Consider the following 25,414-nt stretch of genomic DNA (forward strand, 5'->3'; position numbering starts at 1 on the left):
TATCTTTTAGTAAGCGTTTTTATTCACAAATCCTTTGAAAAAGGTCAGGAACAGAATTTTAAAATCAAGTCCCAGTGTCCAGTTTTCAATATAATACAGATCACAGTCAATACGCTTGCGGATGGAAGTGTCCCCACGGTATCCATTCACCTGCGCCCATCCTGTAAGACCGGGACGCACCTGATGTTTTACCATATAACGCGGGATTTCCTCCCGGAATTTTTCTACAAAGAAAGGTCGCTCCGGCCGCGGTCCGACCAGGCTCATATCTCCTTTTAAGATGTTAAAGAGCTGTGGAAGCTCATCAATGCTGGTATGGCGCATGAATTTTCCAAATCCCGTCACACGCGGGTCATTCTTCACGGTCCATGCCTTCTTTTCTTTCTCCTCCGTCTGAACTTCCATCGAACGGAACTTGTACATTTCAAACGGTTTGTTGTGCAGCCCGACACGTGTCTGCCGGTAGATCAGCGGACCCGGCGAGGTCAGTTTGATCATAAGGCACGAAAACAGCATCACCGGCGAGAACAGAACAATCGCCACGAGCGCGCCGAAAATATCCACAATCCGTTTCAGCATCGCGTTGAACGTATTGGAAAGCGGAACATAGCGGATATTAACAACCGGAAGTCCCTGCAGGTCTTCGGTATACGGCTTTGTCGGAATGATGTTGTGGTAATCCGGTACAAACTGGGTATGTACACCGGATTTTTCACACATGGCAACGATCTCTTCCAGGCGGAAGTATTCGTTCAGCCCAAGGGTAATGGCAATTTCATCCAGTTTGTTTTCCGGCAGAATGACCGAAAGATTGTTGATTCTTCCAAGAACCTTGACGCCGCGGTACATCGTTCCCGCTTTGACATGGTCATCGAGGATTCCGCGGACGAGATAGCCCCACTCCGGGTTTGCAATGATCCGGTCGATGTATTCCTCTGTCGCACGGCTGTAGCCGACCATCAGAATCTGTTTCTGATTGCGGCCATGCTTCCACATATTGCTTAAGATATAATGGATCAGATTTCTTACGATGGTTTCCAGCATTACGTTCAGCACAAAGAAGATGCAGAGCATACCACGGGAAAAATGGACCTGGCGCACCATGTAAAGACTTGCCAGCCAGACCAGAAATCCGACCGTATTCGCTTTTAAAATATTGGCAAATTCCAGGCGTCTTCCCTGAAAACGCTTGGATGCATAGAGATTGAATGCATAGTAGAGCAGCAGATAGCCGGGTACGATATAGAGCAATGCCATCATATACGTCGCCGGCGGCAGAATTCCCCTCTCAGGATGATTGTTCATAACGCCGAGCCGCACATAGCAGTACCAGGACAGTACGTAGGAAAGTGCAAGCACCAGGGCATCGATCAGAACGTGCATCCGGTCAAAATATTTCTGATTATCGTTAATCAAATTCGTTCACCTTATCTGTTTTTTTCGGGTTTCAAAAATTCCCTACCCTTAACTATACAATAAGTTCCAAAAAAGAGCAATCATATTTTTCTAACATTCTTCTTATTTCCGTAAAATTATTAACTTTTTCGTAATCTTTTGAAAAGATCCTTATGCCCGCTCCAGAAATCTCCGGAATACATTGATAAAAAGCTCCCATTCGATAACCAGATATGTCCAAAGGCGTTTCCACTGAAAGCGGATCTTTTTTGCCTTGTTTTCCGGCTTTCTGCAGATGGAAAAGCCATTCTTGATTCCCGCCAGATATTCTTTTCCGTATCCCTTCGATGCAAAGAAGACCAGTTTTGCCGAAAATCCAAGGATAAAGGCCGGCAGATTAAACAGGATCTGCAGAACCGGCATGTTTTTATAGATCAGGTAAATATTATTCCGGGATGAATAGCGGATCTTAAAGAGATTATACCGGGAACCGCTCGTTCCGCTTCCGACGTGATAAACTTTTGCCGACGGCTCGTACCAGTTCTCGTAGCCTAAAAGCCGCGCACGGTAGCCGATGTCGGTATCCTCCAGGTAAGCAAAATGTTCTTCGTCAAAAAGCCCGGTCTTTTCCAGAAATTCCCGGCGGTAGATCGCCGCTCCGGCGCAGGCTGCAAAAATCCGGTCGGACGTTTCAAATTCACTGACCGGTTTTCCTTTTCCTCTTGCGAACGCCCATCCCAGCATATTATAGTAATTTCCCGCGTCATCGATTTTATCACGCTCCTGATAGGAAATCAGCTTTGCGCTGCATGCAAACGCATTCTTTCTTTTACAGATTCCCTCATAAAGGCGCTCGACAAAGTCCGGGAACACTTCGGTGTCGTTGTTTAAAAGGATCACATACGGCTCCTTCGACCGGCGGATGCCTTCGTTGACCGCACGGCTGAAGCCATAGTTATCATCGAGCTGGATGATTTTCGTCTCCGGGTAGTGTTCCCGGAGAAACGCACAGCTCTCATCCTGCGAGCCATTGTCCACGAAATATGTGGTAAATTCCGTAAAGGTCTGCTTTGCAAGCGCTGCAAAGCACGTCTCCAGATACCGGTATCCATTATAATTTGGTATTACAACTGCTACTTTGTCCATGGTTTTACTCCCCTGCCGTCGGCACGCAGTCCATAGTTCCACGATGCCAGCGTTAAATTTGGATTGTAGCAGGGATCTCCTGCCTTTAACAGCCCAATCCAGCGGCTGCGCATAAATTCAATCTCCGACTGGAAGCGGCGCACCTTCTCCTCGTCATCCTCTGCTCCCCTGGATTTCGACTCGTAATGGTACAGCTCCACATGCGGATTGTATACGATTTTATAACCTGCTTTTCCGATGCGCAGGCACAGATCGACATCATTAAAAGCAACGGACAGCTCTTCTTCAAAGCCACCAAGCTCCTCAAAGACTTCTTTTTTCATCATCATGCACGCTGCCGTCACCGCGCTCACATTCATCTGAAGCGATGCCTTATGCAGATAGCCGCTTCTGCCGCGCGCCAGCCCCAGAAAGGCATGGCCTGCAATACCGCCGATCCCAATGATAATGCCGGCATGCTGCACTGTGTTGTCCGGATAATACAGTTTCGCGCCGACCGCCCCGATCTGCGGTCTCTGCAGATTGGACACCATCTTTTCCATAAAATCGGGTGTGATAACTTCCATATCGTTATTCAGAAACAGGAGATACTCTCCTTTTGCTTCTTTTACGCCGAAATTGTTGATCGCAGAATAGTTGAAGCCCTGTTCTGGATACTTCAGAACACGGATTCCCTGCGCTTCAAGCTCTTTATAATAGGAAAATGTTGCTTCCTCTGTACTGTTGTTCTCAATGATCAGAATCTCATACGATGGATACGTACACTTCTTTTGGATCGATTCCAGACAGGTACGTAACGTATCGGCCTGATCCTTGTTCGGGATCAGAATCGAAACAAGCGGCGTTCCCTGCAGTTTATAATCCACATCATAGAAACCATAATCCGAACGCAGTGTGACGGTTCCCTCTTCGCCGCAGCGCGCAAGGTTTCCCTCAATTGCCTTTTTTCCGGCCTCATACGCGTACAGCTTGCTTGCCGGATTGTCTGCGGTGGAAGCGCTGTGGACCCTCCAGTGATATAAAACTCTCGGAATGTGTACAATTTTTCCCGCCATTTCCGTGCAGCGGAAGATATAATCACAATCCTGCGCCCCGTTGTACTCTGGACGAAGGCCGCCGGTTTTCTCCGCAATCTCCCGCCGTACAACGAAGAAATGGCAGATATAATTGTTTGACCGCAGCAGATCCAGATTGAAATCCGGTTTGAAATGCGGCTGGAAATATTCGGAAAGATCGGTCCGCACCTTATCCTCATCGGTATAGAAAACATCGATGGACGGATCTTTTTCCAGACGGATGGCAATTTCAAAGAGCGCATCCGGCGCAAGCAGATCGTCGTGATCCATAAAACCGACGAAATCTCCCGCTGCGGCGGCAAGCGCCGCATTTGTATTCTCTGCAATGCCGATATTTTCCGGAATCGGAACGTTCTTTACGCGCGGATCTTTTCCGGTATACTCTTCCAGGATGCGCGCCATCGTCTCATCCTCCGGGCTGGCATTTCCGATCACCAGTTCCCAGTTTTCATAACTCTGTTTTTCCAGGGATTCGATCATCTGACGCAGAAAAATTTCCGGCGTACGGTAAGCCGGAACAACAACGCTGATCTTCGGACAATAAGAAAATTTATGATTTTTCTGACGCGCCAGGTCCTCCTCTTTTGCGCAGTACTGCTCCCGCCACGGTCCGTACGGAACCTCCTCCGGCTCCATCCGCTCCGAAAGACGGATCAGGAATTCCTTTGGGCCATAATGTTTCAGGTAACGCAGTCCCTTCTGTATGTTGTAAGGTTTCAATTTCCGTATAAAACGGAGCCATTTCATATCTGACACTTTTTTAACTCCTTGCGGTTTTTCCATTTTTTCCGTGTGAACTTGATCGCATTATACCCTATTTTAATGTAATTTGCAAATACCGACTGAAAATATTAAGAATTTATGTATTTCTTCCCTATCCGGTTTATGCTATAATAAAGAAAGTGTGTCTTATATGTTTTAGAAAGATCCGTCCGCCGGATAACAGCACTGGCCTGCCGGATCAGAAGGAGTGATTATGTACAGAAAATCCCATGCAGTGCGCACGTTCCTGTGTCTGCTGCTCACGTTTGTTTTTGTTACTGTCTTTTCGACACAACCGCTTCTCGCCGCTTCGGATCAAAAAACTTCCGTTGCCTGGCCGGAGGCCCCCCTTACCAATTCCGGTGCAGCCTGTCTGATGGATGCCGACACTGGTGCGATTCTTTTCGATGCCAACATGGACGAGCAGCGCTATCCTGCGAGCATCACAAAAGTCATGACTGCACTGCTCGTCGCTGAAAACAGACAGCCGACCGATACGGTTACTTTCGGAGAGCAGGCCGTCAGCGAATCGATCCCGGGAAATGCCCGGATTGATGTTCAGCTCGGCGAAACCATCACAGTGGAGGATGCGCTCCATGCCGTTCTTCTTGCCTCTGCCAACGAGGTCTGCACACAGCTTGCCATCGACATCGCCGGCAGCGTGGAGGCGTTTGCTGATATGATGAATGAACGCGCCGCTGCACTTGGCTGCACGAACACGCATTTTACCAATCCAAACGGTCTGCCGGATCCGAATCATTATACCACTGCCCACGACATGGCACTGATTATGCAGGAAGCGATCAAAAACGAGACCTTCCTCCGCATTGAATCTGACCTGTCCTATACCATTCAGCCGACCAATATGACTGCATCCCCGCGTCAGCTTCAGAATCATCATGTGATGCTGTTTCAGGATGATCCTACCTATGGCTATCAGGGTGCTTTCGCCGGAAAGACCGGTTACACCGACGAAGCGCACAATACGCTGGTTACCGCCGCAAAAAGAAATAACGTTACTTTGATCTGCGTCGTTCTGACCTGCGACAACCTTGATTATATTACCGACACCCGTTCTCTGTTTGATTACGGTTTTAACAATTTTACACACTATACCTTAAAAGACACCAAAAAGGAATCTCTTTCCGGAACCATATCGCTTCCGAAGGATGCCAAACTCAAAAGTGCCACCTACACAGACCCGGATGATGCTGCCGATCAGGAAACCTTTACCCGCCAGTATTTTTACGACGGCCACCCGATCGGAACCGCAGAGGTTTCTGTAAAGAGCGGCTCCTCCGCTGACAGTTCCTCCTCTTCTGTTTCCTCTTCTTCTGAAGAAGATCCAACCGGAATTGTAACACCGGAAGCGGACAGCAGCGATGGTTTCTCCACAGGCTCCCTCTCCTCTCCGCTTTACATTCTGATCGGTCTGAATGCCGTTGCTATTCTGATTCTGATCATTGCAGTAATCCAGCGAAACAAAAAGAGACGGAGACGCAGAAAAAAACGCAGAAAATAACCTTTCTTTAAATAAAAAAGAATCCTGGATCAAATTTCCAGGATTCTTTTTTATTTAAAGAAAATGCTGTAAAATTCCATTCATTGCCACTGCATTGATGATGATGACCCCGACCATCAAAATCTGCTGATAACCAATTTTCTTCAACAGATCATTCGATAAGGCAATCGGCAGCAACAGCAGAGAAGGAATAAAATACCGTCCCTGAACGCCTTCTGAAGTCACCCAGCCAACCGGGCTCCACATCAGATACAGTCCAAGAATAACAAGCACACCAACCATCAGCGCGATACAGATCATCCAGATCCGGTTGATCCATCTGACTTTTGCACTTTCCATGAAGGCAGATACTGTAAGCAGACCCACAAAGCCATACAATACAACCGGGCCGGTGACAATATCCAGCCATCCAAGCGTTGCAATCATGCTCTCAAAATAGAACTGACCATATTCTTTCAACGTATTCCGCAGCATCGTAAACAGACGGGTGCCATCTTCGAGAAGATACCGGATCTGCCCTGTACTGTCCACACTTCTGGCCTCTAAATATTCCAGCTGCACAGAAGGAGTCTCTGCATAAGCTCCCAGTTTCATTGCTGCAAGCAGGCACAGCAGACCAACAGTAATCGAACCGAGCAGCGTAAGCACACCCTTTTTTGAAATTCGGAACAGTTTCGGGAAAACCGCAAAATAAATACCGAAAAGCGGAAGGTACACGTATTTAATGATCGCCAGAACAAAGAACAGAGTCATGGTAATCACGATATCCCAATTGCTGATTTCTTCTTTCTGATACAGATACAGAAAATTGGCAACTGTCAGAATGCACACGCTGCAGGCCAGCGCATCAGAAGAATACGACGCAACCAGATGAATCAGCATCGGATTAAAGCAAAATACAAAGAAAATCTTCTTGCCCTTTGGAACGATGCGGATTGCATACGACATCAGCACGACAAACATGGCCAGATTTGCCATTCTTCCCATATAGTAACAGGTATAAACTGACAGATGCAGCAGTCGTCCAAGACCGATCGCCACGGCCGGAATGACATAAACCAGGAAATTATAGTTTGCCGCCTCTTCCAGCACCTGATATTCCGGATGGAAATTAAAATGACAGTACGTAAAAATCTTTTTGTAATCCGACAATTTCCGGACTCCATATTCTGCGTCGATCGAAACATTGGTCAGCGGTTTCAGATTCAGATTCGATACCAGATAGGCTCTCTGGAAATGTGCCTGTTCGTCCGGCACATAATCCGGCAGCATAAAAAAGGTAAATGCGATTCCGACCGGAATCATAACCAGTGCAAAGACAAGATCCAGCCGATCCTGAAAAGTCCTGTACATCTGGATCAGATAAATCAGCCAGATGCTTCCTGCGATATTTCCGACCACCCAGTAGAAAATATTGAACGTACAGTCATACCACCATTCGGACGCAAACCGTAAAAACAGGAGAATGACAATGGTCGAACCAATCCATTCTCCTAAAAACAACACCGCCTTTGGAATCTTCTGTAACGTTCTCCGTACTTCTTCAGAATCCCACATTCTGGAAACAGGAACCGACACCAGCAGCATCGGCATCAAAAATAAAAGACAGATCAACCACTCCTGCATAATGCCACCTTTCTATTCGTTCTTCACTTCTTCCAGCTCCCGCACCCTCTTTTCGAGCATCCCGACTTCCTGAATCAGGGTTTTATTCTGAACAGAAAGCTTTGACAGCGCTACCGTTAAATTCAAAACAATTCCCATCAAAAAGCAGAATCCCAGAATAAAAAGCATATTGGAAGGCAGTTCCACACCCACCCATTTTGTCACATGTGTCAGTATGCCTGGGAAAATATCCACAATCAGCAGAAATACCAGAGTCAGGAACCAGGAAAGTGCATATTTAATTTCCAGGTATCTTTTTCGGATCATATGAACTACCGCAGCCATGAACAGCAGCAGGACAATTCCGAATACAATCTGTAACCGAACTTGCATAGTTTCCTCCTTGTTGTCTTTTTCTTTTTCATCGTACGTTTATCGTATTTTTTCCATCAGAATCGCAAGTGTAACTTTAATCATGTAATAAACCGATTTCATCGGAGAAATCGACGAAACACCTCCGGCTCTCTCCCGCATGATAACAGACACTTCCTCTACTCTTTTCCGTTCCTTCAGGATTGTCACAACACTCTCCGGTTCCGGATAGTCTTTCGGGTAACAGGACGCATACTGCTGGATTACGGAACGATTTACCATACGAAGACCAGATGTCGGGTCCGTAATCGTTTTTCCCGTCAGAAGGTGAATCAGCCAGGTAAAATACCGGATTCCCACACGGCGGAGTCCTGACGACTGAAAGCCCTCTTTCGTGATAAAGCGGGATCCGATAACCATATCGGCATTTTCTTTTTCCAGATACGTCAGCATCATTTCCAGAAACTTCGGATCATGCTGTCCGTCGCCGTCCACCTGCACAGCTGTTTCATAACCATTCTTCCATGCATACCGGTATCCCGTCTGGACCGCCCCTCCAATTCCAAGATTAACCGGCAGATTGATGACGTTGTATTTCTTTTCTTTACAGATCTTTCCGGTATTATCTTTTGAGCAGTCGTTGACCACAATATAATCAAAACTCGGCGCATTTGCTTTGATGTCTTCTACCGTCTTTTCAATACTCTCCTGCTCATTGTATGCAGGAATAATAATCAGATTTTTCATTTTTTCTCCAATTCGTTTGATTTTTCACTTGTGGAATAGATTCTGACCAGGATCTTCGCCAGAAATCTCGGCCAAAATTTACAGAACATCTGATAATCCTCCGCTTTTCGGGCAGAATCCCCGAGAATAATGGAGGTTTCTGATCCTGCATGAATCCGGTGATGCATCAGAATTTCCTTGCTGTATACAAACGAACCTTTTTCTCTGGAGAGTTTTTCCCACGCCTCCCAGTCCTCACAGCTTCGAAATCCCGCCTGGAAAACCGGAAGTTTCAGGTTGTGCTTCGCATACGTTACGGACGGACAGCAGATCGGTGCTCCAAGGGATAAAATTCTTCTGCGGACAAAAATGCTGTTCCACAGTCCTGACAGTTCCAGCGGTTTCAGCATCAGGCGCTTTACTTTCAGAAGTTTGTTTTCATCTACCTTTTTTCCTTCGCGCAGTTCTCCATAATTAGAGAAAAAAATAAGCGGCTGCTTTGCCCGGTTGACCTCGCGCAGCATCGTCTCTACATACTGCAGCTCATACGTGTCATCCTGGTGTGCAATCGTGACAAGGCTTGTCTTGGCACATTCCATGCCAAAATTCCAGTCCTGCGTAATTCCTTTTTCTTTTGTGTTGATGTAAAACGGGATTTCATATTTATCTGTCAGAGATTGTATCAGCGAATTCGGTGTTGATGTAACAAGAATAATATTAGACCGTATGCTTTGTTTTTTCAGAGACATGATGCACTCCTCAAGAAACGGACTTTCCTTGTAGGCGCAAATAACAAATGTATGATCTGATCCTTTATACTGCATAAAAACTACCCTCACATTATTTTTTCTCATATTAACTCTTTGTATACTTTAATGTATTTTCTGTCTTTTGTCAAGAATACCAGCGGGTTTACATTACTCACGGGATATGGTAAAATGCCAGATGATACCAAAAACAAGTTTACAGGAGATTCTTTTATGAAAAACTTTCTACTATATCCCAAGAGCGGAACAGAAAAAGCTGCTGTCTTCTGGAATCTGATGGCCAGCGGCCTGAACTCTGTCGTCTCCATTATTCTTTTACTGTTTGTCACCAGAATCGCCGGCACAGAGGACGCCGGTATTTTTTCGCTCGGCTTTTCAACCGCGCAGATGATGCTGTGTATCGGAAACTACGGCATGCGTAATTTTCAGTCAACCGACATCAAAGACAAGTACCAGTTCGGCACCTATCTCGGCTCCCGTATTCTGACGAGCACTGCCATGATGGTGATCACGATTCTGTTTGTCGCTGCCAAAGGCTATTATATGGAAAAAGCACTGATCGTTGTCTTCTTATGTCTTCTGAAGGTGACCGATGCTGTGGATGATCTGTACGGCGGTTTCTTCCAGCGGAACGGGCGTCTCGACATCAGCGGAAAGATTCTTTTTCTGCGTGTTTTTGCGTACTGCACTGCATTTCTTGTCACTCTGCTAGTTTCCGGAAGTGTTATGGCAGCTATCCTCGCTTCCATTCTTGTTTCCGCACTTGTGCTGATCCTTCTTCTGTTCCTTACCAAAGGTGCTTTTTCTTTTTCCGTCCGGTCTTTTTCCCTGGCTTCGATCGGCCGCCTTCTGGTGGAATGTTTTCCGCTCTGCCTCGGCGCTTTTCTGCTGATCTACCTTGGAAATGCACCGAAATATGCCATCGACTCGTATCTGAGCAGTACCATGCAGGCATATTACACGTATCTGTTCATGCCGTGCTTTGTCATCAACCTGCTGGTGGGATTCGTTCTTCAGCCGGTGCTGGTAAAGCTCACGGTTCTGTGGGAAAAGCAAAAGAATCAGGCTTTTTTGAAATACTGTTTTCTGATGCACCTTGCCGCTCTTGGAATCTCTCTTGTGATTCTTCTTGGCGGCGCGTTCCTTGGCTGTCCGGTTCTCTCCATCGTGTTCGGCGTGAACCTGAATTCGTATTCTGCCGTCCTGGATGTGCTTCTGATCGGCGGCGGTTTCTTCGCCCTTGCCGTCATCGACCAGGTGATTCTTACCATCATGCGTCATCAGTACGCCATGCTCTGGGGCTTTGGTCTTGCCAGTCTCTTCGCTACTGTGCTTTCTCCGGTTCTCGTAAAAAGCATGGGACTGATGGGTGCCGCACTGGCCTATACGTGTTCGGACGCTATCCTGTTTCTCATTTTTCTTCTGTTCATCGTCTTCTATTACCGGAAAGAACGATGTTCCCGTTAATCTTTCCATAAAAAATATCCCGCCGGTGAGGGCGGGATATTTTTTATGCTTTTCTTATTTTACAATTTCTCCAATGGAACTGCCCAGAAGAACCGGATCTCCATCATCGTTGACGCCGTAAACATGAATTTGATATTCGCCCGTCTTAAAGCCGAAATCTCTTGCCATGCTGTTTACCACATAGGAACCATCTTTCCTATGCTCTGCCTCATACCAGATCAGATCACTCTGATCCTCTTCCTGCCAGATCGCGCAGCGCACGGTGTGAACGTCATCCGGCACAATATTCTGTACAGTGATGGTATAATAGCCCTTGTGGTAATCGTATGGTGTTACCTCGATCTCTGCCAGAGGCTGATCCGGTGTTTCCGTCTGTTCTTTCTTTTCTGTCATATCGTCCTTTCTGGATGTTTCCTCTTTCTTTACCTCTTTGATGTTCTTCGTCAGCTCATCCATAAAGTCGGACTGTTTTTCCAGCTCATCGTTTACAACATCTTTGTCGTATTTCTCAATGAGCGTGATTTCATTGGAAAACAGATTCGTTCCCAGTCCCAGATGGTTTCCTTCGATCGTAACACCAAGCGCGGCCAGTGTCGTCGGAAACTGATCAAAAGTAGAATATTCCCGGTACTTGTCATCAGCCGGCTGTACCGGCGCGTTGATATACGTTGTGAACACTTTTCTCTCGTACGTATCTGGCACATCCTCGCAGAAATCACTGTCCATGGTCAGATGATCTCCGGAAATTACGATCGTTGTATTCTCATAGAAATCCTGCTCCTGCACCCATTTCACAAATTCTGCCGCACGCCTGCTTGAGCACGCCATTACGTTGGCATACTGATTATCGCCGAAGGTGTCTTCACACTCGTCGCACAGATAACCATCCTCAAAATGAGTATCAACGGTCAGCATCGTGAGATTGAACGGTTCATCGGATGCCGCTTTCTCTTTCAGGGTATCTTTTGCAATATCAAACAGTTTTTTATCTTCAAAGCCCCAGAATACACGGTAGCCTTCCGGAATCAGACCATTTTTCTCACAGTAATTGTAGTCCATGACATCATAATTTCCATGTTCTTCAAAATACAGTTTTCTTCCGCCGAACGTACCGTCGGAACCGATCAGAAGGGTCTGGTCATATCCAGCATCATCAAGGATATCTCCAAGTGTCGTAAGTCCCGGAAAGAACTCATTCTGGGTACTCATGGAGTTTCCCTCAATCGGAATTTTCAGCGGAAGGCCGGAAGTCTGGGCAAACATGGCCCCCACTGTCCAGGTGGCCCCCGTCAGTGGAACTCCGCCGTTTAAGGTTTCCTGATCACCGGAAAAATTTTCATTTTCCAGAGAGAGCTGGGTCAGCTCCGGAATCGTATTTTTCGGAAATGCTCCGCCGTATTCTTCGGAGGAATACGTATTTTCCATCGATTCCAGGAAAATATAGATCAGATTTCTCTTTTTTTCCGGGAAAGTCAGGGAAACGGAATCAGGATCTACGTAATTATCTTCGATAAAGCTGGAGCTTGTCGTCTGGTTTTTGGCATAGGCCGTGATTCCAAGACGCTCCCACATATATCCGATCGTAACAGCCGCAATGCAGATCATGCCGCCAAGACTGATTCCCAGAACAATGCGTCGTCTGTTTTTGATTTTTATGTAAAGAAAAACCAGAACTGCGGTAAGTACGATCGAAACCAGCATGCAGGATACGATATAACTCTTGATAATCCCCATGTCGGTTCCTTCGATCGGCGACTGCAGGTGAAACATCAGCTCGTTCATATTCAGGCTGGTCCAGGTCCGGAACATCCACAGAATACTGGATGTAATCAGGATAGCAAGAAATACGATGACATACTGCAATACAATTCCTGTTTTCTTCAGCACCTGCATCGCTTTTTTCGGTTTTTTCTCTTCTTTTGTTTCCATGTTGCCTTGTTTTCACGCTTCCTTTCTCTTTCTGTTTTTCTTTTCGATTTACACGTTCTTTCCTACGATAGCACAGACTTCCCCTGCATTGCAATATTTTTTTACATTTTTCTTACATTTTCCAGCTTCTTCTTTAACAAAAAAAGACGGACCCGAAAAGCAACTCCATTCAGATCTGTCTTTTTTCTGTTTGTATCTTTCTGTCTGTTTTTACCGATACAGCGGCAGAAAAACCAGGAAGTACACGGCATACGCAGAAGCAATATAAACTCCCTCCACGATCCGGACAATCCACTTCCTTACTGTTTCTTTTTTTACCAGACGTTTCAGCAATACATTGATTCCTTTCGTGACCAGATACATAAACGGAAGGATCATCGGCAGGATGTACCGTCCCTGTGCCTGAAAGTCAGAAGAGTAGGCGTAAATCGTCAGCAGGATAAACGGAATCACCATCGCAACTGCCATGGAAATGTGGAACAATGCTTCCCGGCTCCATCGTTTCTCTTTTTTTACGACCAGGTATGTAATCTCTTCCTCTTCCGTTTCCTCTGTGCGTTCTACGGCTTCTTCCTGCTTTCTGATCCGCACCATTTTTTTCCAGAGCGGAATGGAAGCCAGAATACCGATACCGAATCCGGCGATGTAAATCTTATACCAGATCTTTGCCAGGAACACATTCATATAACCGAAAACACCGATAAAGCTGACCAGCACCGTCACCAGCCAGTTGTACTGCCATTCTCCCGGAATCCACATGTACATATCCCAGATCGTCATATCCATCCGTTTTGGAAGAATCTTCGTCTCATTTGTGAAACCCGGTGCCGCATACATTTCACCGTATTTTGCACAGGTACTCCGTCCGATAAAATCTCCATCATACAGAACGGCATTCCGGATAAACCACCAGCCGGCCAGCACGGCAACGACGGCCGTCACAACAAGTCCCAGCTGAATCATCCGCTTTACATCCCATTTTTTTCTTCCGCAGAGCAGCATCGTCGTGCAGAAAAACAGGATACTGCACAGAATATAGCCGTAGGCATTAAAGTACGACAGTGCACAGAACGAAATCGCCGCCCCCAGTTCCACGCAGAGTTTCACACTCCAGTCGTTCTTAACTGCCTTGCACCAGCAGAGGACGATCCACGAAGAAGCGCACAGTCCCAGTGCATCCATGTTGACATACGAGTTAAAGAAAATCGTACCAGGCAGAAAGCAGATCAGAATGGTATAAAACCATGCCATCCGCTTCTCGAACAGCATTTTTCCGATCTTAAGATTCAGCCCTGCGGTAATTGTCCCCAAAATCACATTGACCAGCCGGGCACCGTAAATCGGCGCCATGCCGGAACTAGAAAACAATGTTGCAATTTTTCCAAATACGGCTCCTGCAATATACGTTGTAATCGGATAAAACGCATAAGAAATTCCCCAGTTCGGATCGCGGATCTCTGCATCATAACCCACGGGAAGTTTTCCGTGGCGCATGATGTAATCCACAATCTGATAGCGCATGGCTTCATCCGGCGATGCATTAAAAGGCTGCACCATCGCCCACATCAGGATGGTAAGAAAAACTGCCAGAAGAAAAACCATTTCCAACCGTCTTTCCTGTTTCTTTGTATTTTGTTCCATTCTCTTTTTTCCTTTTCGAGTACTATTCTGGTATTACAGGCGTTTCAATGAGAAATCCTGCGTCTCCAGAGATAAGTTCGGATTATAATACGGATCTCCGTTTTTCATAATCTCCGGCCATCTCGTCTCGAAAGTACGGATTTCCTTGTGGAAACGTTCCAGTTTCTCCGGCGTATCCTCAAGTCCTCTTGACTTTGACTCATAATGATACAGCTCCGCATACGGATTGTAAACGACAAGGTATCCCTTCTGCCGTACTTTCATGCAGAAGTCGATATCATTAAACGCCACTGCAAGCTCTTCGGTCAGTCCGCCGACCTCATCAAAGACGCTTCGTTTCACCATCATGCACGCTGCCGTTACGGCACTGTAATCCTGTGCACAGATGATCCTGTGACAGTATCCCGTGTTTCCTCTTGGCTGCTGTACAAAGCAGTGGCCGGCAATTCCGCCGAAGCCAATGACAACACCGGCGTGCTGAATCGTATCATCCTCATAGTACAGTCTTGCACCGACAATTCCGACATCACTGCGGGTGCAGTAGCCAAGCAGCTCTTCGATGCAGTCATCATTAATCATCTCGGTATCGTTGTTCAGCAGCAGCAGATACTCTCCTTTTGCGTACTGTACACCGAAATTGTTGATTTTGGAATAGTTGAAGTTTCCTTTGTAATAGCACACATGAGCCTTGCCGCACTCTTTCTGCAGTTTCTCATAGTACGCAAAGGTCTTCTCCTCCGTGCTGTTGTTCTCCACAATAATAAACTCCAGATTTGGATAGCTGGATTTTTTCAAAATCGACTGCACGCAGCGGTCCAGATCATCGATGTGATCCTTATTTGGAATAATAATCGAAATCAGCGGCTTTTCATCGAGAATGTATTTCGTCCGGTACAGGCCGAGGAACTCACCGTTCTCTACCGTTGCATGGATGCCTTTTCTCTGATAATGCGCTTCAATCGCTCTTCTTCCGGCTTCAAATGCATACTGCTTGCTCTCCGGATTTTCTGCAGTGGAATCCTCATGGCATCTCCAGTGATATAAAATCTTTGGAATATGACAGATCTTCTCCGCTTCTTCGGTACACCGGAAGATAAAATCGTAGTCCTGGGCACCGTCAAATTCACTGCGGAGCATACCGACCTTTTCCACCAGCTCTCTTTTTGCCACAAACAGATGGCAGATATAGTTGACCGTGCAGAGCAGATCCAGATTGAAATCCGGTTTGAAATGCGGCTGGAAGAACTTATGTCCGTCCATTGACATCTTATCCTCGTCGGAATAAATCACATCCGCTTCCGGTGTCTTGTTGATAACGGCAGCACACTCATACAGGGCATGCTCCGTCAGCATATCGTCGTGATCCATAAAGACGAAGTAATCACCGGCTGCCTGTTCCATCGCCGCGTTCGTATTCTCGGAAATCTGCAGCGCTTTCTCATTTTCCACCACGCGGATGCGCGGCTCCTCAGCTGCCATGCGCGCCAGCACTGCTTTTAACGGGGAATCCTTTCCGCTTCCGTCGGAGAGAACCAACTCCCAGTTCGGATAGGTCTGCTGCTTCACCGACTGTACCATCTGCTCCAGATATTCCACCGGGGTCTTATACAGCGGCACAACGATGCTGAATTTCGGCTCTTTTGCAAATTTTGTTTTCCTCTGGCGTTCCAGCTCTGTTTTGTCCGGCAGATGCTTCGGAAGCCATTTTCCGTAATCCACCGGCGCATGACGCATGCTCTTAATTTTATGAAGCGCTTTTTCCATCAGTTCGGCTGTGCCATGGTTCTGCAGATAACGCCGGCCTTTTCTGGTGTACATTCTCACTTTTTCTGCCGCAATCATCACGGAACGCTGGTCGATCGGATAAACTGCTTTTTCCTTACCGTCATGAAACACCAGATAAATCACTTTTCTTCCCCGAATCGGAACCTCCATATAAAAGCCGCATTCCGGCTCTATCTGGGTCTCTGTGATCATCTCCGCAACATCCAGGCGCTTGTTCCGTTTGATCTCACAGGAGATTTTCTTTTTCTTTTCATCGTAAACTGCGATTCTGACCGGCTGATCAGAAACAACCCAGCCGCGGATTCTGCAGATTTCTTCGTCCCGAAGTGTTTTCTGCTCATCAATGAAAAAATACGGTCTGTTCTGACGGCGGGCCAGTTCTTTCGCCCCGATCTCAAACCATTTGATCTTCTTGTCACCGCGTGCTGCATAGATGACCAGCTTTCCAGACGGCTCAATTTTCTCCGGCATGGTAAGGCTTACCGTTACTCTTTTGGTCCCCTCATGTGTTGCAACGCGGTCGAGCACGCTCACATAATCCCACGGCATTATCTCCCCTGGAATCTGCTGTTTTTTCAGATATGCTTCCACGCGATAGCCCTCAGGCCACGTTCCCTGTAATAAATAAATTTCTGGACGCAGCAGATCAAACCGTTCTCTTTTTACCTCAAAAATATCCTCGGCCATCAGTGTCCTCCTTCAATCTCATCAATGATGTCAAAATGTTCGTGTTTTCCACGGATTCTGCAGTCATCGTACATCAGAGTCAGATTCGGATTATAATACGGGTCTCCCTTTTCCAGAATATCTGCCCATTTTGTGCGGAATCTGGCGATCTCCCGTTTGAAGCGCTCATGTTTTTCTTTGCTGTCTTCCATTCCGCGGGACTTTGACTCGTAATGATACATTTCCACCATCGGGTTCTGTACCACCAGTTCTCCGTGTGCCCGTACCTTCAGGCAGAGATCCACGTCGTTCAGTGCTACCTGGAACTCTTCATCGAGTCCGTCAATCGCATCAAACGTTGTTTTTTTGATCATCAGGCAGGCAGCCGTTACCGCACTGATATCCTGAATAGCCTTCAGCCGTCCAAAGTAGCCGATGTCTTCTCTTCCCGTTCTCGTCAGGATATGACCGGCAAAACCGCCCACACCGATAACAACACCGCAATGCTGCACCGTGTCGTCCGGATAATACAGCTTGGCGCCGACCATTCCGGTATTCTCTCTCTGGCAGTAACCCAGCATGTACTCCATCCACTGCGGTGTGATTACTTCGATATCGTTATTCATCAGAACGTAGTAGTCACCCGTTGCAAATGATGCACCGTAATTGTTGATTGCAGAATAGTTGAAGCCCTTCTTCCAGTAAACCACCTGTACATTTGGATAGCGGAGCTGGATCTGGTCATAATAAGCAAAGGTATCCTGCTCAGCACTGTTGTTCTCAATGACAATGATCTCAAAATTCTTCCAGGTCGATTTTTCCTCGATCGATGTGATACATTTGTCCAGATCCTCCACATGATCCTTACTCGGGATCAGAATCGATACCTTCGGATTGTCTTTGACCTTCAGCACAGACTCAAACATGATGAAAATGCCGGTGTAGCGCACCTCGGCATCAATGCCGAGACGGGCATAATGCTCCTCAAGCGCACGTTTTCCGGCGTCGATCGCATACTGCTTGCTGTCCGGGTTTCCTGCTGTAGAATTTTCATGGCTTCTCCAGTGATACAAAATCTTCGGGATATGGGCAATCTTTGTCGTTTTCTCACAGCACCGCAGAATAAAATCGAAGTCCTGCGCTCCGTCGAAGTTTTCACGGAAGCATCCAACCTCATCGAGAATTGTCTTACGCACCATAAAAATATGGCAGATATAATTGATCGAACGGAGAAAGTCAAAGTTAAAGTCCGGTTTAAATCGCGGGGAAAAATACATGGTCGTGTCGCTGTTTACCAGATCCTCATCGGTGTAGACGATATCGGTGGATGGATCCTCATTCAGGACGGATACCATCTCGTACAGTGCGTTGACAGCAACCAGGTCGTCATGGTCGCACAGCATCACATAATCGCCGTCTGCCATGGCAACTGCCGCATTCGTGTTTCCGGCAATTCCCTTGTTCTCTTCCAGCTTCTGGTATCTGATTCTCTTCTCTTTTCCATATTTCTGGCGGATAAAGTCACCAACCTCTTTTTTCGTACTTCCATCTGCCAGGCAGAGCTCCCAGTTTGCATACGTCTGGGATGTGATGGACACCAGCAGCTCATCCAGATAGCGGATCGGTGTATTAAAAAGCGGAATAACGATGCTGATCTTCGGCTCATACGCAAATTTTGTTTTTCGCTGCTTTTTCAGTTCTTTTGGATTTGGCTGATGCGCTCTTAACCATGCCTCATAATCTTCCTGCTCTACGTCCATCTGATCCTGCACAAATTTTACAAAATAAGAAAATCCTTTTTCACGGATGATCTTCCTGTTTTCTTTTCTTCTGGACAGGCTTAAGGTCTGCATCATCCGGCCGCGCGGAGAGTTCTCAAAGTCGTATTTTTTCACATCAACGGTTGTCTCTTTTACCGTCATTTCATTCTCAAAGCAAACGGTAAACATTTGATTTTTCAGATCCTTGCACGCAACAGATACTTCAAATCCAAACGCCTTGATGTCTTTCAATTTGTACGCTTCGCAGACGTCCGGTCTTGCCATCTGTTTCATCTCGTACGGCACCGGTTTTCCGTGACCATCCTGTACTTTGATCCGGTTTTCCTGCAGATAGTCGATGATCCAGCCGGATACCACCATCTGGCTTCCCCGTCTTCGGATATCATCGATTCTTCGGATCAGCGTGCGCGCTCCGACTTCCTTTTTCAGCTCCGCCATCGGCTTTTCCCAGACTGTCTTTTCATTTTTCCCCTGACGGCAGATGATACGAATGTTCTGATACTGTTCCATCAGCGGATTTAACCCTGTAATCGTCAGTTCAAAACCCACATTGCTGTCTTCTTTCGAAAGTGTTTTGCAGATCTGAAATACATCTTCTCTTTTATGGGTGGAAAATTCTGCCGTGGAAACCTCTGTTTCGTCTGCCAGACAGGTCATCGTAATCTCTCCGGCATTCTCTGAGCCTCTCCATCCGCTTAAGGTCAGGGTACCATTCTTGTCCGTTGTATAGTCTTGTGCATCAACTGATGAATAAATAACTCCCATGAATTTCTTAATTCCTTTCGCGTATCGTGCGATACTTTCTGTATAGCTTCCAGACCTTCGTCTGTTCCATCTCTTCGATTTTCGCTGTTTTCTGTGCCAGTTCTGCCTGGAGACGGGAAAGTTCTTCTGCCTTCTCTGCAAGCTGTGCCTCTGCCTGTCTCCGTTTTTCTTTCTCTTTCCGCAGTCTCTTTCCTCTGTTTTTCAGCAGTTTTCCGGCCGCTTCATTGATTTTCACGGAATCTGCTTCCGTTACTGTCACATGCAGATGAACGGTCAGAGTTTTTGCTCCTTCCGGAACCCTGCCAAGATAAAGCTGCGGATCCACTGCATTCATCAGGTAAATTTCCCCGTCTTCCGTGATTCCATCTGAAGTGATGATCTCACCTATCGTTCCCACATCAAAGGAAAGCTCCTCAATCTGGCAGAGTCCCATTCCGTCGCACGGGTCCAGGCGGATCTCCTCGGTGTGCTCCGGAATTTCTATCGTTCCATGGAATTCGCCGTTTTCCAGTTTATAGTAAACGCTTCTTTCCTCTCGAAATCCGTTTTCATCCGAAAAGAAAATCTGCATGCGTTCCTGTCCTCTGCGGATCTGTTCTTTCGTGACCAGATGGCGCACCGGATACGTTCCCGGACTGATTGCCCCGTACATCTCACGCATCGGAACATGGCCTGAGGTCAGATGCTGTTGGAAATGATGTTCCATTTCATGGAAGGTTTCCCGCTGTTCTTTTGTAATGCCGGCCCAGGTGTACAGTGCTTCCTTATCCAGAACGCTGCGCTTTCCATGTGTCTCCAGATAGTAGTGCAGCACACGGTATACGAGAAATGCCGTCGGAACCGGGAAGAAAAAAGTCCACTCGTAATCAATCATCGTCCAGCGGTCCGCATCCATCATCACATTCTGGCATACCATGTCGATGTTGGCGTTTGAGACAGCAGCCATGGTTTCCAGACTTTCCGCTTCCCCGAACACTTTTCTGAATTCCTCTGTCATGTGAAAGTTTTCCTGTCCCGGAAGTACCTGGATCTTTTCGATATACTGTTTCAGCAGTTTTTCCGCCTCTTCTGTCTTTTTGTGATCCAGAAGCGTATCAAGATGCTCTTCTAACGACTCCCCGGTCAGGTATTCCAGCCGTACCGCATTGCCGTCTGCTTCCGCGCGGTTGCAGAACAGTCCGACTTTTTCATAATCCGGCTCCAGTCTGTGGTATTTTTCCACAAGACCTGCCACATGCGCCTTTCCCTCCGGGTACAGCGGTGTTTTTCTCACACTGCGGTTTCCTTCGGTATCCTCTAAAATCTCGGTCCGTGCGGCAAATTCCCGGTTTCTTTCATTGGCATATTTGATATAAAGAATTTCTTCTGTTTTTCGGCCCATGTTACGCTTCCCCCCATTTCACCCGTACAAAAAAGGAATTGGAGAACTCCGGAAACAGTCCATTGGAAATCAACGTATCTGCCACCCTCGTCTCATCAAACAGTTCCATTCTCGCACGGTCATAATTGTAGGCGGTCAGCTTCAGCTCCCCGCACTTTGGAAGATATTCGTCGGAATAGATCGTCAGCGGGAATTTGTAATCCGGGTACGGGTAATAAAATTTTGTCTCAAACTCTCCTGCCCGGTCAATGATTTCCTGCAGCTCTTTTTTCGAGAACGTCCGTACCCCCTGCAGATTCGGATAATCCTCGATGCCGTCAAAAAAGACACCTGTATGGTCTTCCGTGCATCCTGCAAAATATTTCAGTCCCAGCCTGTTCTCAATTGCAATCAGGATCTGTCCGCCCGGCTTCAGATGTCTCTTGATTCTGCGGATCATCTCCACATAAGGATCATCCGTGCCAATATATCCTTTTGAATATTCAAACACCCCGATCAGGGTGATATAGTCGTAGCATTCGTCCATATTTTCCTCAATATCCTGGAAGTTTCCCACCAGGATATTGATGTTGTCATATGCACGGTTTCTGTAGGCATTGATATAGCTTCTCTTTTTGGAAAGATCGATACAGGTAACCGATCCGGCCTTCTGCGCAATGGCACCCGTGATGGCACCGCAGCCCGAACCAATCTCCAGAACTCTGTCCGTTTTCTGAAACGGCACCCACTCCAGAATATTCTGGCGGATGTGTGAAAAATGGTACAGCACCGGCCAGCTCTTTCTTCTGGCAATTTCGGCATTCAGTTCTTCCTCTGTACAGCTCTTTGCAATTTCCAGGAGTTCGTCTTCAATGGGTCCGTCGCTGTAAATGTCCTCTCCCGGGTAATACGTGTAATCCAGTTCAATGTTACCGATTCTCTCCTGCATAAGTACCCTCTCACTCTTCTATCGTTACTTTCGAATTCATATCAAAAAATCCCACTGTATTCTTTGTGGAAACTACCGTTAAGCTGCAGGCATCGTACAGTCTGTGGTATACGTGAAAATCTGCATCCCGGTATCCGGTACAGCCAAAGGACAGCAGATATTCTCCTCCCTGAAGATTCAGCTCCTGTTCAAAGGTGACGGTAATCACATCGCCCGGCTTTTTCGGTTTGATGTCACTCTGCTCATACATGGTGTTCGTACCGGTGATTTCTGTTCCGCGGGCATCCTTGACGGTATACGCACAGATTGGTTCCTGTACTTCCTCGTGGAATTTCACCTGCATGACAATCCGGAACCGTGTTCCTTTTTCCAGCGTGTTCGTGCAGAGTCCTTTTTCATCGTAAATTGCAACACCGGTAATTTCTGCCCGTTTTTCTCCGTACTCCAGTACGTTCGGATTCATCCGGAATCCGCTTCCGCCATCTAAGGCAAGTCCTGCAACTTCCTGTTCTTTCTGCTCTTCGGCTGCTTTTTTCGCTGACTCCTGCTCTCCCGGTGCTGCCGCGGCAGCTGCTTCCTTCTGTTTTTTCTCTGCCTCCGGGTCTCCCTCCTGGTGTACCAGGAAACGTTTGTAGAGATCAACGATATATTTCGGTTCTCCCTTATCGACCATAGTACCCTGATTCAGCAGAATCACTTTATCGGAATATTTGCTGATACTGCTCAGGTCATGGCTTACCATCAGCAGTGTTTTTCCCATTTCCCGGAACTCTTCGAATTTGCGGAAGCATTTTGCCTGGAAGAAAACATCTCCGACAGAAAGTGCCTCATCGACAATCAGGATCTCCGGTTCAATGTTAATGGCAACGGCAAAAGCCAGACGGACAAACATACCGCTGGAGTACGTTTTTACCGGCTGATTGACGAATTCACCGATATCCGCAAAACGCAGGATATCATCCATTCTTGCATCGATTTCCTCTCTTGAGAAACCATTCATTGTTCCATTCAGATAAACGTTCTCAATTCCTGAATATTCTCCGTTAAATCCGGCTCCCAATTCCAGGAGGGCGGAAATTCTTCCGTTTACATTCACCTGGCCTTCTGTCGGATTCAGAACGCCGGTAATAATTTTCAGCATCGTGGATTTTCCGGAACCGTTTGTACCAATGATACCGATGGATTCTCCACGTTTTACATCAAAGCTCACATCCCGCAGTGCATAATGCTCGCGATACAGCTTCTTTTTTGTCAGTCCCATCGCCTCCTTGAAGCGGTCAGACGGTTTATCATACAGCTTATACAGCTTGCTCACATGATCCACGGTAATTGCATTATCGTTCATTCTTTTTTTGTACCTCTTATTTCTTTTTTTCCAAAATGTGCCGGAAATTTAAAAACTTCCGGCACGCTTTTCCTGTTTTTGTTAGAGAACATCTGCAAAATGTACTTTCAGACGTTTGAAGATAATAGTGCCGATTCCGAACAGTACGAAGGTGACAATCCAGAAATAAAGGGTCAGATCAAAATGCTCAAAGAACCACACCTTGTTGATCAGGCTGTCACGATAACCCTGTACAATGTAGAAAAACGGATTCAGCTTCAGCAGTTTTAATAAAAAGGACGGCATACTTACCTGGTCAATATTCCACATGATCGGGGTAACCCAGACGCCGACCTGCAGAACAATGCTGATAATCTGCGACAGATCGCGGAAGAAAATAACAATCGCGCATGTCGCATAGCAGATTCCCAGGGAGAATACAAATACGCAGAATGAATAATACAAAAGCTGCAGGAAGTAGAGATCCGGGAAATATCCATAGCAGCTATACAGGAAAACCATGAATGCCACAAAGAATAAATGGACAAACAGCGCCGAAATCTCTTTTACCATCGGCAGAATACTGATTTTGAATACAACCTTCTTTACCAGATAGCTGTATTCCAGCAGTGCATTCGTGCCGGCATTCAGTACGTCCGAAAAGAAAAACCACGGAACCAGACCTGCAATCATCCAGAGAACAAACGGAAATCCATTTGCTCCCGGGCTCTTCAGTCCCACCTGGAATACGAACCAGTAAACCAGGACGGTAACGATCGGCTGAATAAACGCCCATACGATACCGAGGTAAGAGCCTGCATATTTCGTTTTAAAATCATTTTTCGCAAGAGAAAAGATTAATCTTCTGTTCTGAACAAGCTCGATTGGAAGCGCCAGCACTTTTTCTCTGTACCGGAACAGAACGAGACACGCTCCATCCAGAAGAATGACTGCTGTCAGGATTTTAATCCAGTTCATCTTTGCCGCATGTGCCGCATAGCTGTCATGGATGACGCTCTGATCAAGATCCATGTCGAGATACGGATCGGCATTTTCAGTTTTCATCACCAGAACTTCGTTTCCGTCCGCATCCTTTTCGATTTTCATGGAAGCCATATCATGGTTTTCTGCCTGCATCAGAGTTTCCAGCGGGATCTCCAGATCGGTGCTGCGGTATTTCAGCTTCACATCGCGTACCATAAAGGTTCCTGGCTGCACGCCGAAGTCTATACGGAGCTTCTTTGCAGAACTGTCGATGGTAAGGGAAACTTCTTTTTCTTCATCCATCGTACCGTTCGGATACTGATTCACATACGTGTAATCATCCGTCATCTCTTCGTTGTAAAAATCGTTCGGGGTGAAATATACCTTAATCTGGTCGGTAAGATCCGACTGAACCTTCATCTGAAGTTCCACCGGTCCATCCGTTGGAGCTTTGTGCGTCAGTATTACCACATTCAGCAGCACAACCAGAACGGCACACACTGCCAGCAGTATTGTTTTTTTCTTCGACATTCGTCATTTCTCCTGTTTTACTTCTTTAACTCTTTGATTCCGCCCCACTTCTGATCCTTCTCTGAGATGGTCAGATCTTCTACGGTCATTCCTTCCGGCATCGGCCATTCTACACCAATCTCCGGATCATTCCATGCCAGGCCGCCCTCATCGTTTGGATGATAGAAGTCGGTGCATTTGTAAGCGAACTCTGCGGAATCAGACAGTACGATAAAGCCGTGCGCAAAATTTTTCGGAATAAAGAACTGTTTTTTGTTCTCAGCAGAAAGCAGAACGCCGAACCATTTTCCGTAGGTTTCAGAGCCCGGACGAAGGTCTACAGCCACGTCAAATACTTCACCGCTGACCACGCGGACCAGCTTATCCTGCGGATAGTTAATCTGGAAATGAAGGCCTCTTAAAACGCCTTTTTTGGAGCTGGACTGGTTGTCCTGTACAAACTCCTGATCAATTCCTGCTGCTTTATAATCATTGTAATTGTAGGTTTCCATAAAATAACCGCGCTCATCCCCGAATACGGTTGGTGTGATAACTTTTAATCCTTCGATTTCGCATGTTTCTACATTAATTTTTCCCATTTTTTGTTCCTCTCTTTCTTTTTCTGAAACTCTTTTTATGAACTTTTCTTTTGGGTTTCTGTCTTTATTATAAAGGATGACCTTATGTCATGGTCAAGAACATTCTATGATTATAGCACATTCTTTTCCGTGGTACAATCCAAATTTCTTTACGGCCACGACAAACGCATGAATAACTATCTAATACCAATTCTGCTTTTCCAGTTTTTTTAAGCTTCTAAAAGTTCTTCCAAGTACTTAATTGGACGCAAGCTTACTACAAACCTTTTCTTTCTCATCGACA

The 25,414-nt window shown here is 46.5% G+C and carries 18 protein-coding genes; 2 read left to right on the plus strand and 16 right to left on the minus strand.

Features of this window, described 5'->3' with window-relative positions; genetic code table 11:
- Positions 1 to 6: 6 nt before the first annotated feature.
- The 3 genes from ACY2VW_RS02410 to ACY2VW_RS02420 form a co-directional block, all read right to left on the minus strand.
- The gene (locus ACY2VW_RS02410; protein WP_461876857.1) at positions 7 to 1,416 is read right to left on the minus strand and encodes an undecaprenyl-phosphate glucose phosphotransferase; all 1,410 of its coding nucleotides are present in this window, start codon (positions 1,414 to 1,416) and stop codon (positions 7 to 9) included.
- Positions 1,417 to 1,566: 150 nt separating this feature from the next.
- Positions 1,567 to 2,541 carry a glycosyltransferase family 2 protein gene (locus ACY2VW_RS02415; RefSeq protein ID WP_461876859.1) on the minus strand — a complete coding sequence of 325 codons (975 nt, stop codon included), beginning with the start codon at positions 2,539 to 2,541 and terminating at the stop codon, positions 1,567 to 1,569.
- Positions 2,529 to 4,364 carry a glycosyltransferase family 2 protein gene (locus tag ACY2VW_RS02420; RefSeq protein WP_461876876.1) on the minus strand — a complete coding sequence of 612 codons (1,836 nt, stop codon included), beginning with the start codon at positions 4,362 to 4,364 and terminating at the stop codon, positions 2,529 to 2,531. Before ACY2VW_RS02420 ends, ACY2VW_RS02415 begins: the two co-directional genes overlap by 13 nt.
- A gap of 229 nt (positions 4,365 to 4,593) precedes the next feature.
- On the opposite strand from ACY2VW_RS02420, the gene ACY2VW_RS02425 reads away from it, so the two are divergent.
- Positions 4,594 to 5,901 carry a D-alanyl-D-alanine carboxypeptidase family protein gene (locus tag ACY2VW_RS02425; protein ID WP_461876861.1) on the plus strand — a complete coding sequence of 436 codons (1,308 nt, stop codon included), beginning with the start codon at positions 4,594 to 4,596 and terminating at the stop codon, positions 5,899 to 5,901.
- Positions 5,902 to 5,955: 54 nt separating this feature from the next.
- Here the strand turns inward: ACY2VW_RS02425 and ACY2VW_RS02430 are convergent, their stop codons facing one another.
- The 4 genes from ACY2VW_RS02430 to ACY2VW_RS02445 are packed head-to-tail and all read right to left on the minus strand — an operon-like array spanning position 5,956 to position 9,428.
- Positions 5,956 to 7,527, minus strand: a complete 1,572-nt coding sequence (locus ACY2VW_RS02430) for a DUF2142 domain-containing protein (RefSeq protein ID WP_461876862.1) — start codon at positions 7,525 to 7,527, stop codon at positions 5,956 to 5,958.
- A gap of 12 nt (positions 7,528 to 7,539) precedes the next feature.
- A complete protein-coding gene (locus ACY2VW_RS02435) occupies positions 7,540 to 7,899 on the minus strand; it encodes a DUF2304 domain-containing protein (protein WP_461876863.1) in 360 nt (119 codons plus the stop codon).
- 39 nt (positions 7,900 to 7,938) lie between these two features.
- Positions 7,939 to 8,625, minus strand: coding sequence for a glycosyltransferase family 2 protein (locus ACY2VW_RS02440; protein WP_461876865.1), 687 nt, complete (start codon positions 8,623 to 8,625; stop codon positions 7,939 to 7,941).
- The gene (locus tag ACY2VW_RS02445) at positions 8,622 to 9,428 is read right to left on the minus strand and encodes a glycosyltransferase family 2 protein (protein WP_461876866.1); all 807 of its coding nucleotides are present in this window, start codon (positions 9,426 to 9,428) and stop codon (positions 8,622 to 8,624) included. Before ACY2VW_RS02445 ends, ACY2VW_RS02440 begins: the two co-directional genes overlap by 4 nt.
- Positions 9,429 to 9,584: 156 nt before the next feature.
- On the opposite strand from ACY2VW_RS02445, the gene ACY2VW_RS02450 reads away from it, so the two are divergent.
- Complete coding sequence (locus tag ACY2VW_RS02450) at positions 9,585 to 10,838, plus strand: lipopolysaccharide biosynthesis protein (RefSeq protein ID WP_461876867.1); 1,254 nt, start codon at positions 9,585 to 9,587, stop codon at positions 10,836 to 10,838.
- A 54-nt stretch (positions 10,839 to 10,892) separates the two neighbouring features.
- On the opposite strand, the gene ACY2VW_RS02455 is transcribed toward ACY2VW_RS02450, so the two are convergent.
- From ACY2VW_RS02455 to rfbC, 9 genes are all read right to left on the minus strand, one after another.
- On the minus strand, positions 10,893 to 12,767 hold the full coding sequence (locus tag ACY2VW_RS02455; RefSeq protein ID WP_461876868.1) for a GBS Bsp-like repeat-containing protein: 1,875 nt from the start codon (positions 12,765 to 12,767) through the stop codon (positions 10,893 to 10,895).
- Between the two features lie 210 nt (positions 12,768 to 12,977).
- Complete coding sequence (locus tag ACY2VW_RS02460) at positions 12,978 to 14,408, minus strand: hypothetical protein (protein WP_461876869.1); 1,431 nt, start codon at positions 14,406 to 14,408, stop codon at positions 12,978 to 12,980.
- A gap of 33 nt (positions 14,409 to 14,441) precedes the next feature.
- Positions 14,442 to 16,880: a glycosyltransferase family 2 protein gene (locus tag ACY2VW_RS02465; RefSeq protein WP_461876870.1), complete on the minus strand. Its 2,439-nt coding sequence runs from the start codon at positions 16,878 to 16,880 to the stop codon at positions 14,442 to 14,444.
- The gene (locus ACY2VW_RS02470) at positions 16,880 to 19,405 is read right to left on the minus strand and encodes a glycosyltransferase family 2 protein (RefSeq protein ID WP_461876871.1); all 2,526 of its coding nucleotides are present in this window, start codon (positions 19,403 to 19,405) and stop codon (positions 16,880 to 16,882) included. The genes ACY2VW_RS02465 and ACY2VW_RS02470 overlap by 1 nt, the downstream gene beginning before the upstream one ends.
- Before the next feature lie 7 nt (positions 19,406 to 19,412).
- Entirely contained in the window at positions 19,413 to 20,786 is a 1,374-nt protein-coding gene (locus ACY2VW_RS02475; protein ID WP_461876872.1) for a hypothetical protein, read from the minus strand.
- Position 20,787: 1 nt separating this feature from the next.
- Positions 20,788 to 21,714 carry a class I SAM-dependent methyltransferase gene (locus tag ACY2VW_RS02480; RefSeq protein ID WP_461876873.1) on the minus strand — a complete coding sequence of 309 codons (927 nt, stop codon included), beginning with the start codon at positions 21,712 to 21,714 and terminating at the stop codon, positions 20,788 to 20,790.
- A 10-nt stretch (positions 21,715 to 21,724) separates the two neighbouring features.
- Positions 21,725 to 23,059, minus strand: coding sequence for an ABC transporter ATP-binding protein (locus ACY2VW_RS02485; RefSeq protein WP_461876874.1), 1,335 nt, complete (start codon positions 23,057 to 23,059; stop codon positions 21,725 to 21,727).
- 81 nt (positions 23,060 to 23,140) lie between these two features.
- Positions 23,141 to 24,553 carry an ABC transporter permease gene (locus tag ACY2VW_RS02490; RefSeq protein WP_461876875.1) on the minus strand — a complete coding sequence of 471 codons (1,413 nt, stop codon included), beginning with the start codon at positions 24,551 to 24,553 and terminating at the stop codon, positions 23,141 to 23,143.
- Between the two features lie 17 nt (positions 24,554 to 24,570).
- Complete coding sequence (gene rfbC / locus ACY2VW_RS02495) at positions 24,571 to 25,131, minus strand: dTDP-4-dehydrorhamnose 3,5-epimerase (RefSeq protein ID WP_173828392.1); 561 nt, start codon at positions 25,129 to 25,131, stop codon at positions 24,571 to 24,573.
- Positions 25,132 to 25,414 lie beyond the last annotated feature (283 nt).

This window comes from Fusicatenibacter sp., from assembly GCF_977045365.1.

Coding starts and splice junctions, on each gene's coding strand:
- rfbC (WP_173828392.1), bottom strand. CDS start 25,131: ATGGGAAAAATTAATGTAGAAACATGCGAAATCGAAGGATTAAAAGTT.
- ACY2VW_RS02435 (WP_461876863.1), bottom strand. CDS start 7,899: ATGCAAGTTCGGTTACAGATTGTATTCGGAATTGTCCTGCTGCTGTTC.
- ACY2VW_RS02485 (WP_461876874.1), bottom strand. CDS start 23,059: ATGAACGATAATGCAATTACCGTGGATCATGTGAGCAAGCTGTATAAG.
- ACY2VW_RS02415 (WP_461876859.1), bottom strand. CDS start 2,541: ATGGACAAAGTAGCAGTTGTAATACCAAATTATAATGGATACCGGTAT.
- ACY2VW_RS02425 (WP_461876861.1), top strand. CDS start 4,594: ATGTACAGAAAATCCCATGCAGTGCGCACGTTCCTGTGTCTGCTGCTC.
- ACY2VW_RS02465 (WP_461876870.1), bottom strand. CDS start 16,880: ATGGCCGAGGATATTTTTGAGGTAAAAAGAGAACGGTTTGATCTGCTG.
- ACY2VW_RS02475 (WP_461876872.1), bottom strand. CDS start 20,786: ATGGGCCGAAAAACAGAAGAAATTCTTTATATCAAATATGCCAATGAA.
- ACY2VW_RS02420 (WP_461876876.1), bottom strand. CDS start 4,364: ATGAAATGGCTCCGTTTTATACGGAAATTGAAACCTTACAACATACAG.
- ACY2VW_RS02470 (WP_461876871.1), bottom strand. CDS start 19,405: ATGGGAGTTATTTATTCATCAGTTGATGCACAAGACTATACAACGGAC.
- ACY2VW_RS02450 (WP_461876867.1), top strand. CDS start 9,585: ATGAAAAACTTTCTACTATATCCCAAGAGCGGAACAGAAAAAGCTGCT.
- ACY2VW_RS02480 (WP_461876873.1), bottom strand. CDS start 21,714: ATGCAGGAGAGAATCGGTAACATTGAACTGGATTACACGTATTACCCG.
- ACY2VW_RS02445 (WP_461876866.1), bottom strand. CDS start 9,428: ATGCAGTATAAAGGATCAGATCATACATTTGTTATTTGCGCCTACAAG.
- ACY2VW_RS02430 (WP_461876862.1), bottom strand. CDS start 7,527: ATGCAGGAGTGGTTGATCTGTCTTTTATTTTTGATGCCGATGCTGCTG.
- ACY2VW_RS02490 (WP_461876875.1), bottom strand. CDS start 24,553: ATGTCGAAGAAAAAAACAATACTGCTGGCAGTGTGTGCCGTTCTGGTT.
- ACY2VW_RS02455 (WP_461876868.1), bottom strand. CDS start 12,767: ATGGAAACAAAAGAAGAGAAAAAACCGAAAAAAGCGATGCAGGTGCTG.
- ACY2VW_RS02460 (WP_461876869.1), bottom strand. CDS start 14,408: ATGGAACAAAATACAAAGAAACAGGAAAGACGGTTGGAAATGGTTTTT.
- ACY2VW_RS02440 (WP_461876865.1), bottom strand. CDS start 8,625: ATGAAAAATCTGATTATTATTCCTGCATACAATGAGCAGGAGAGTATT.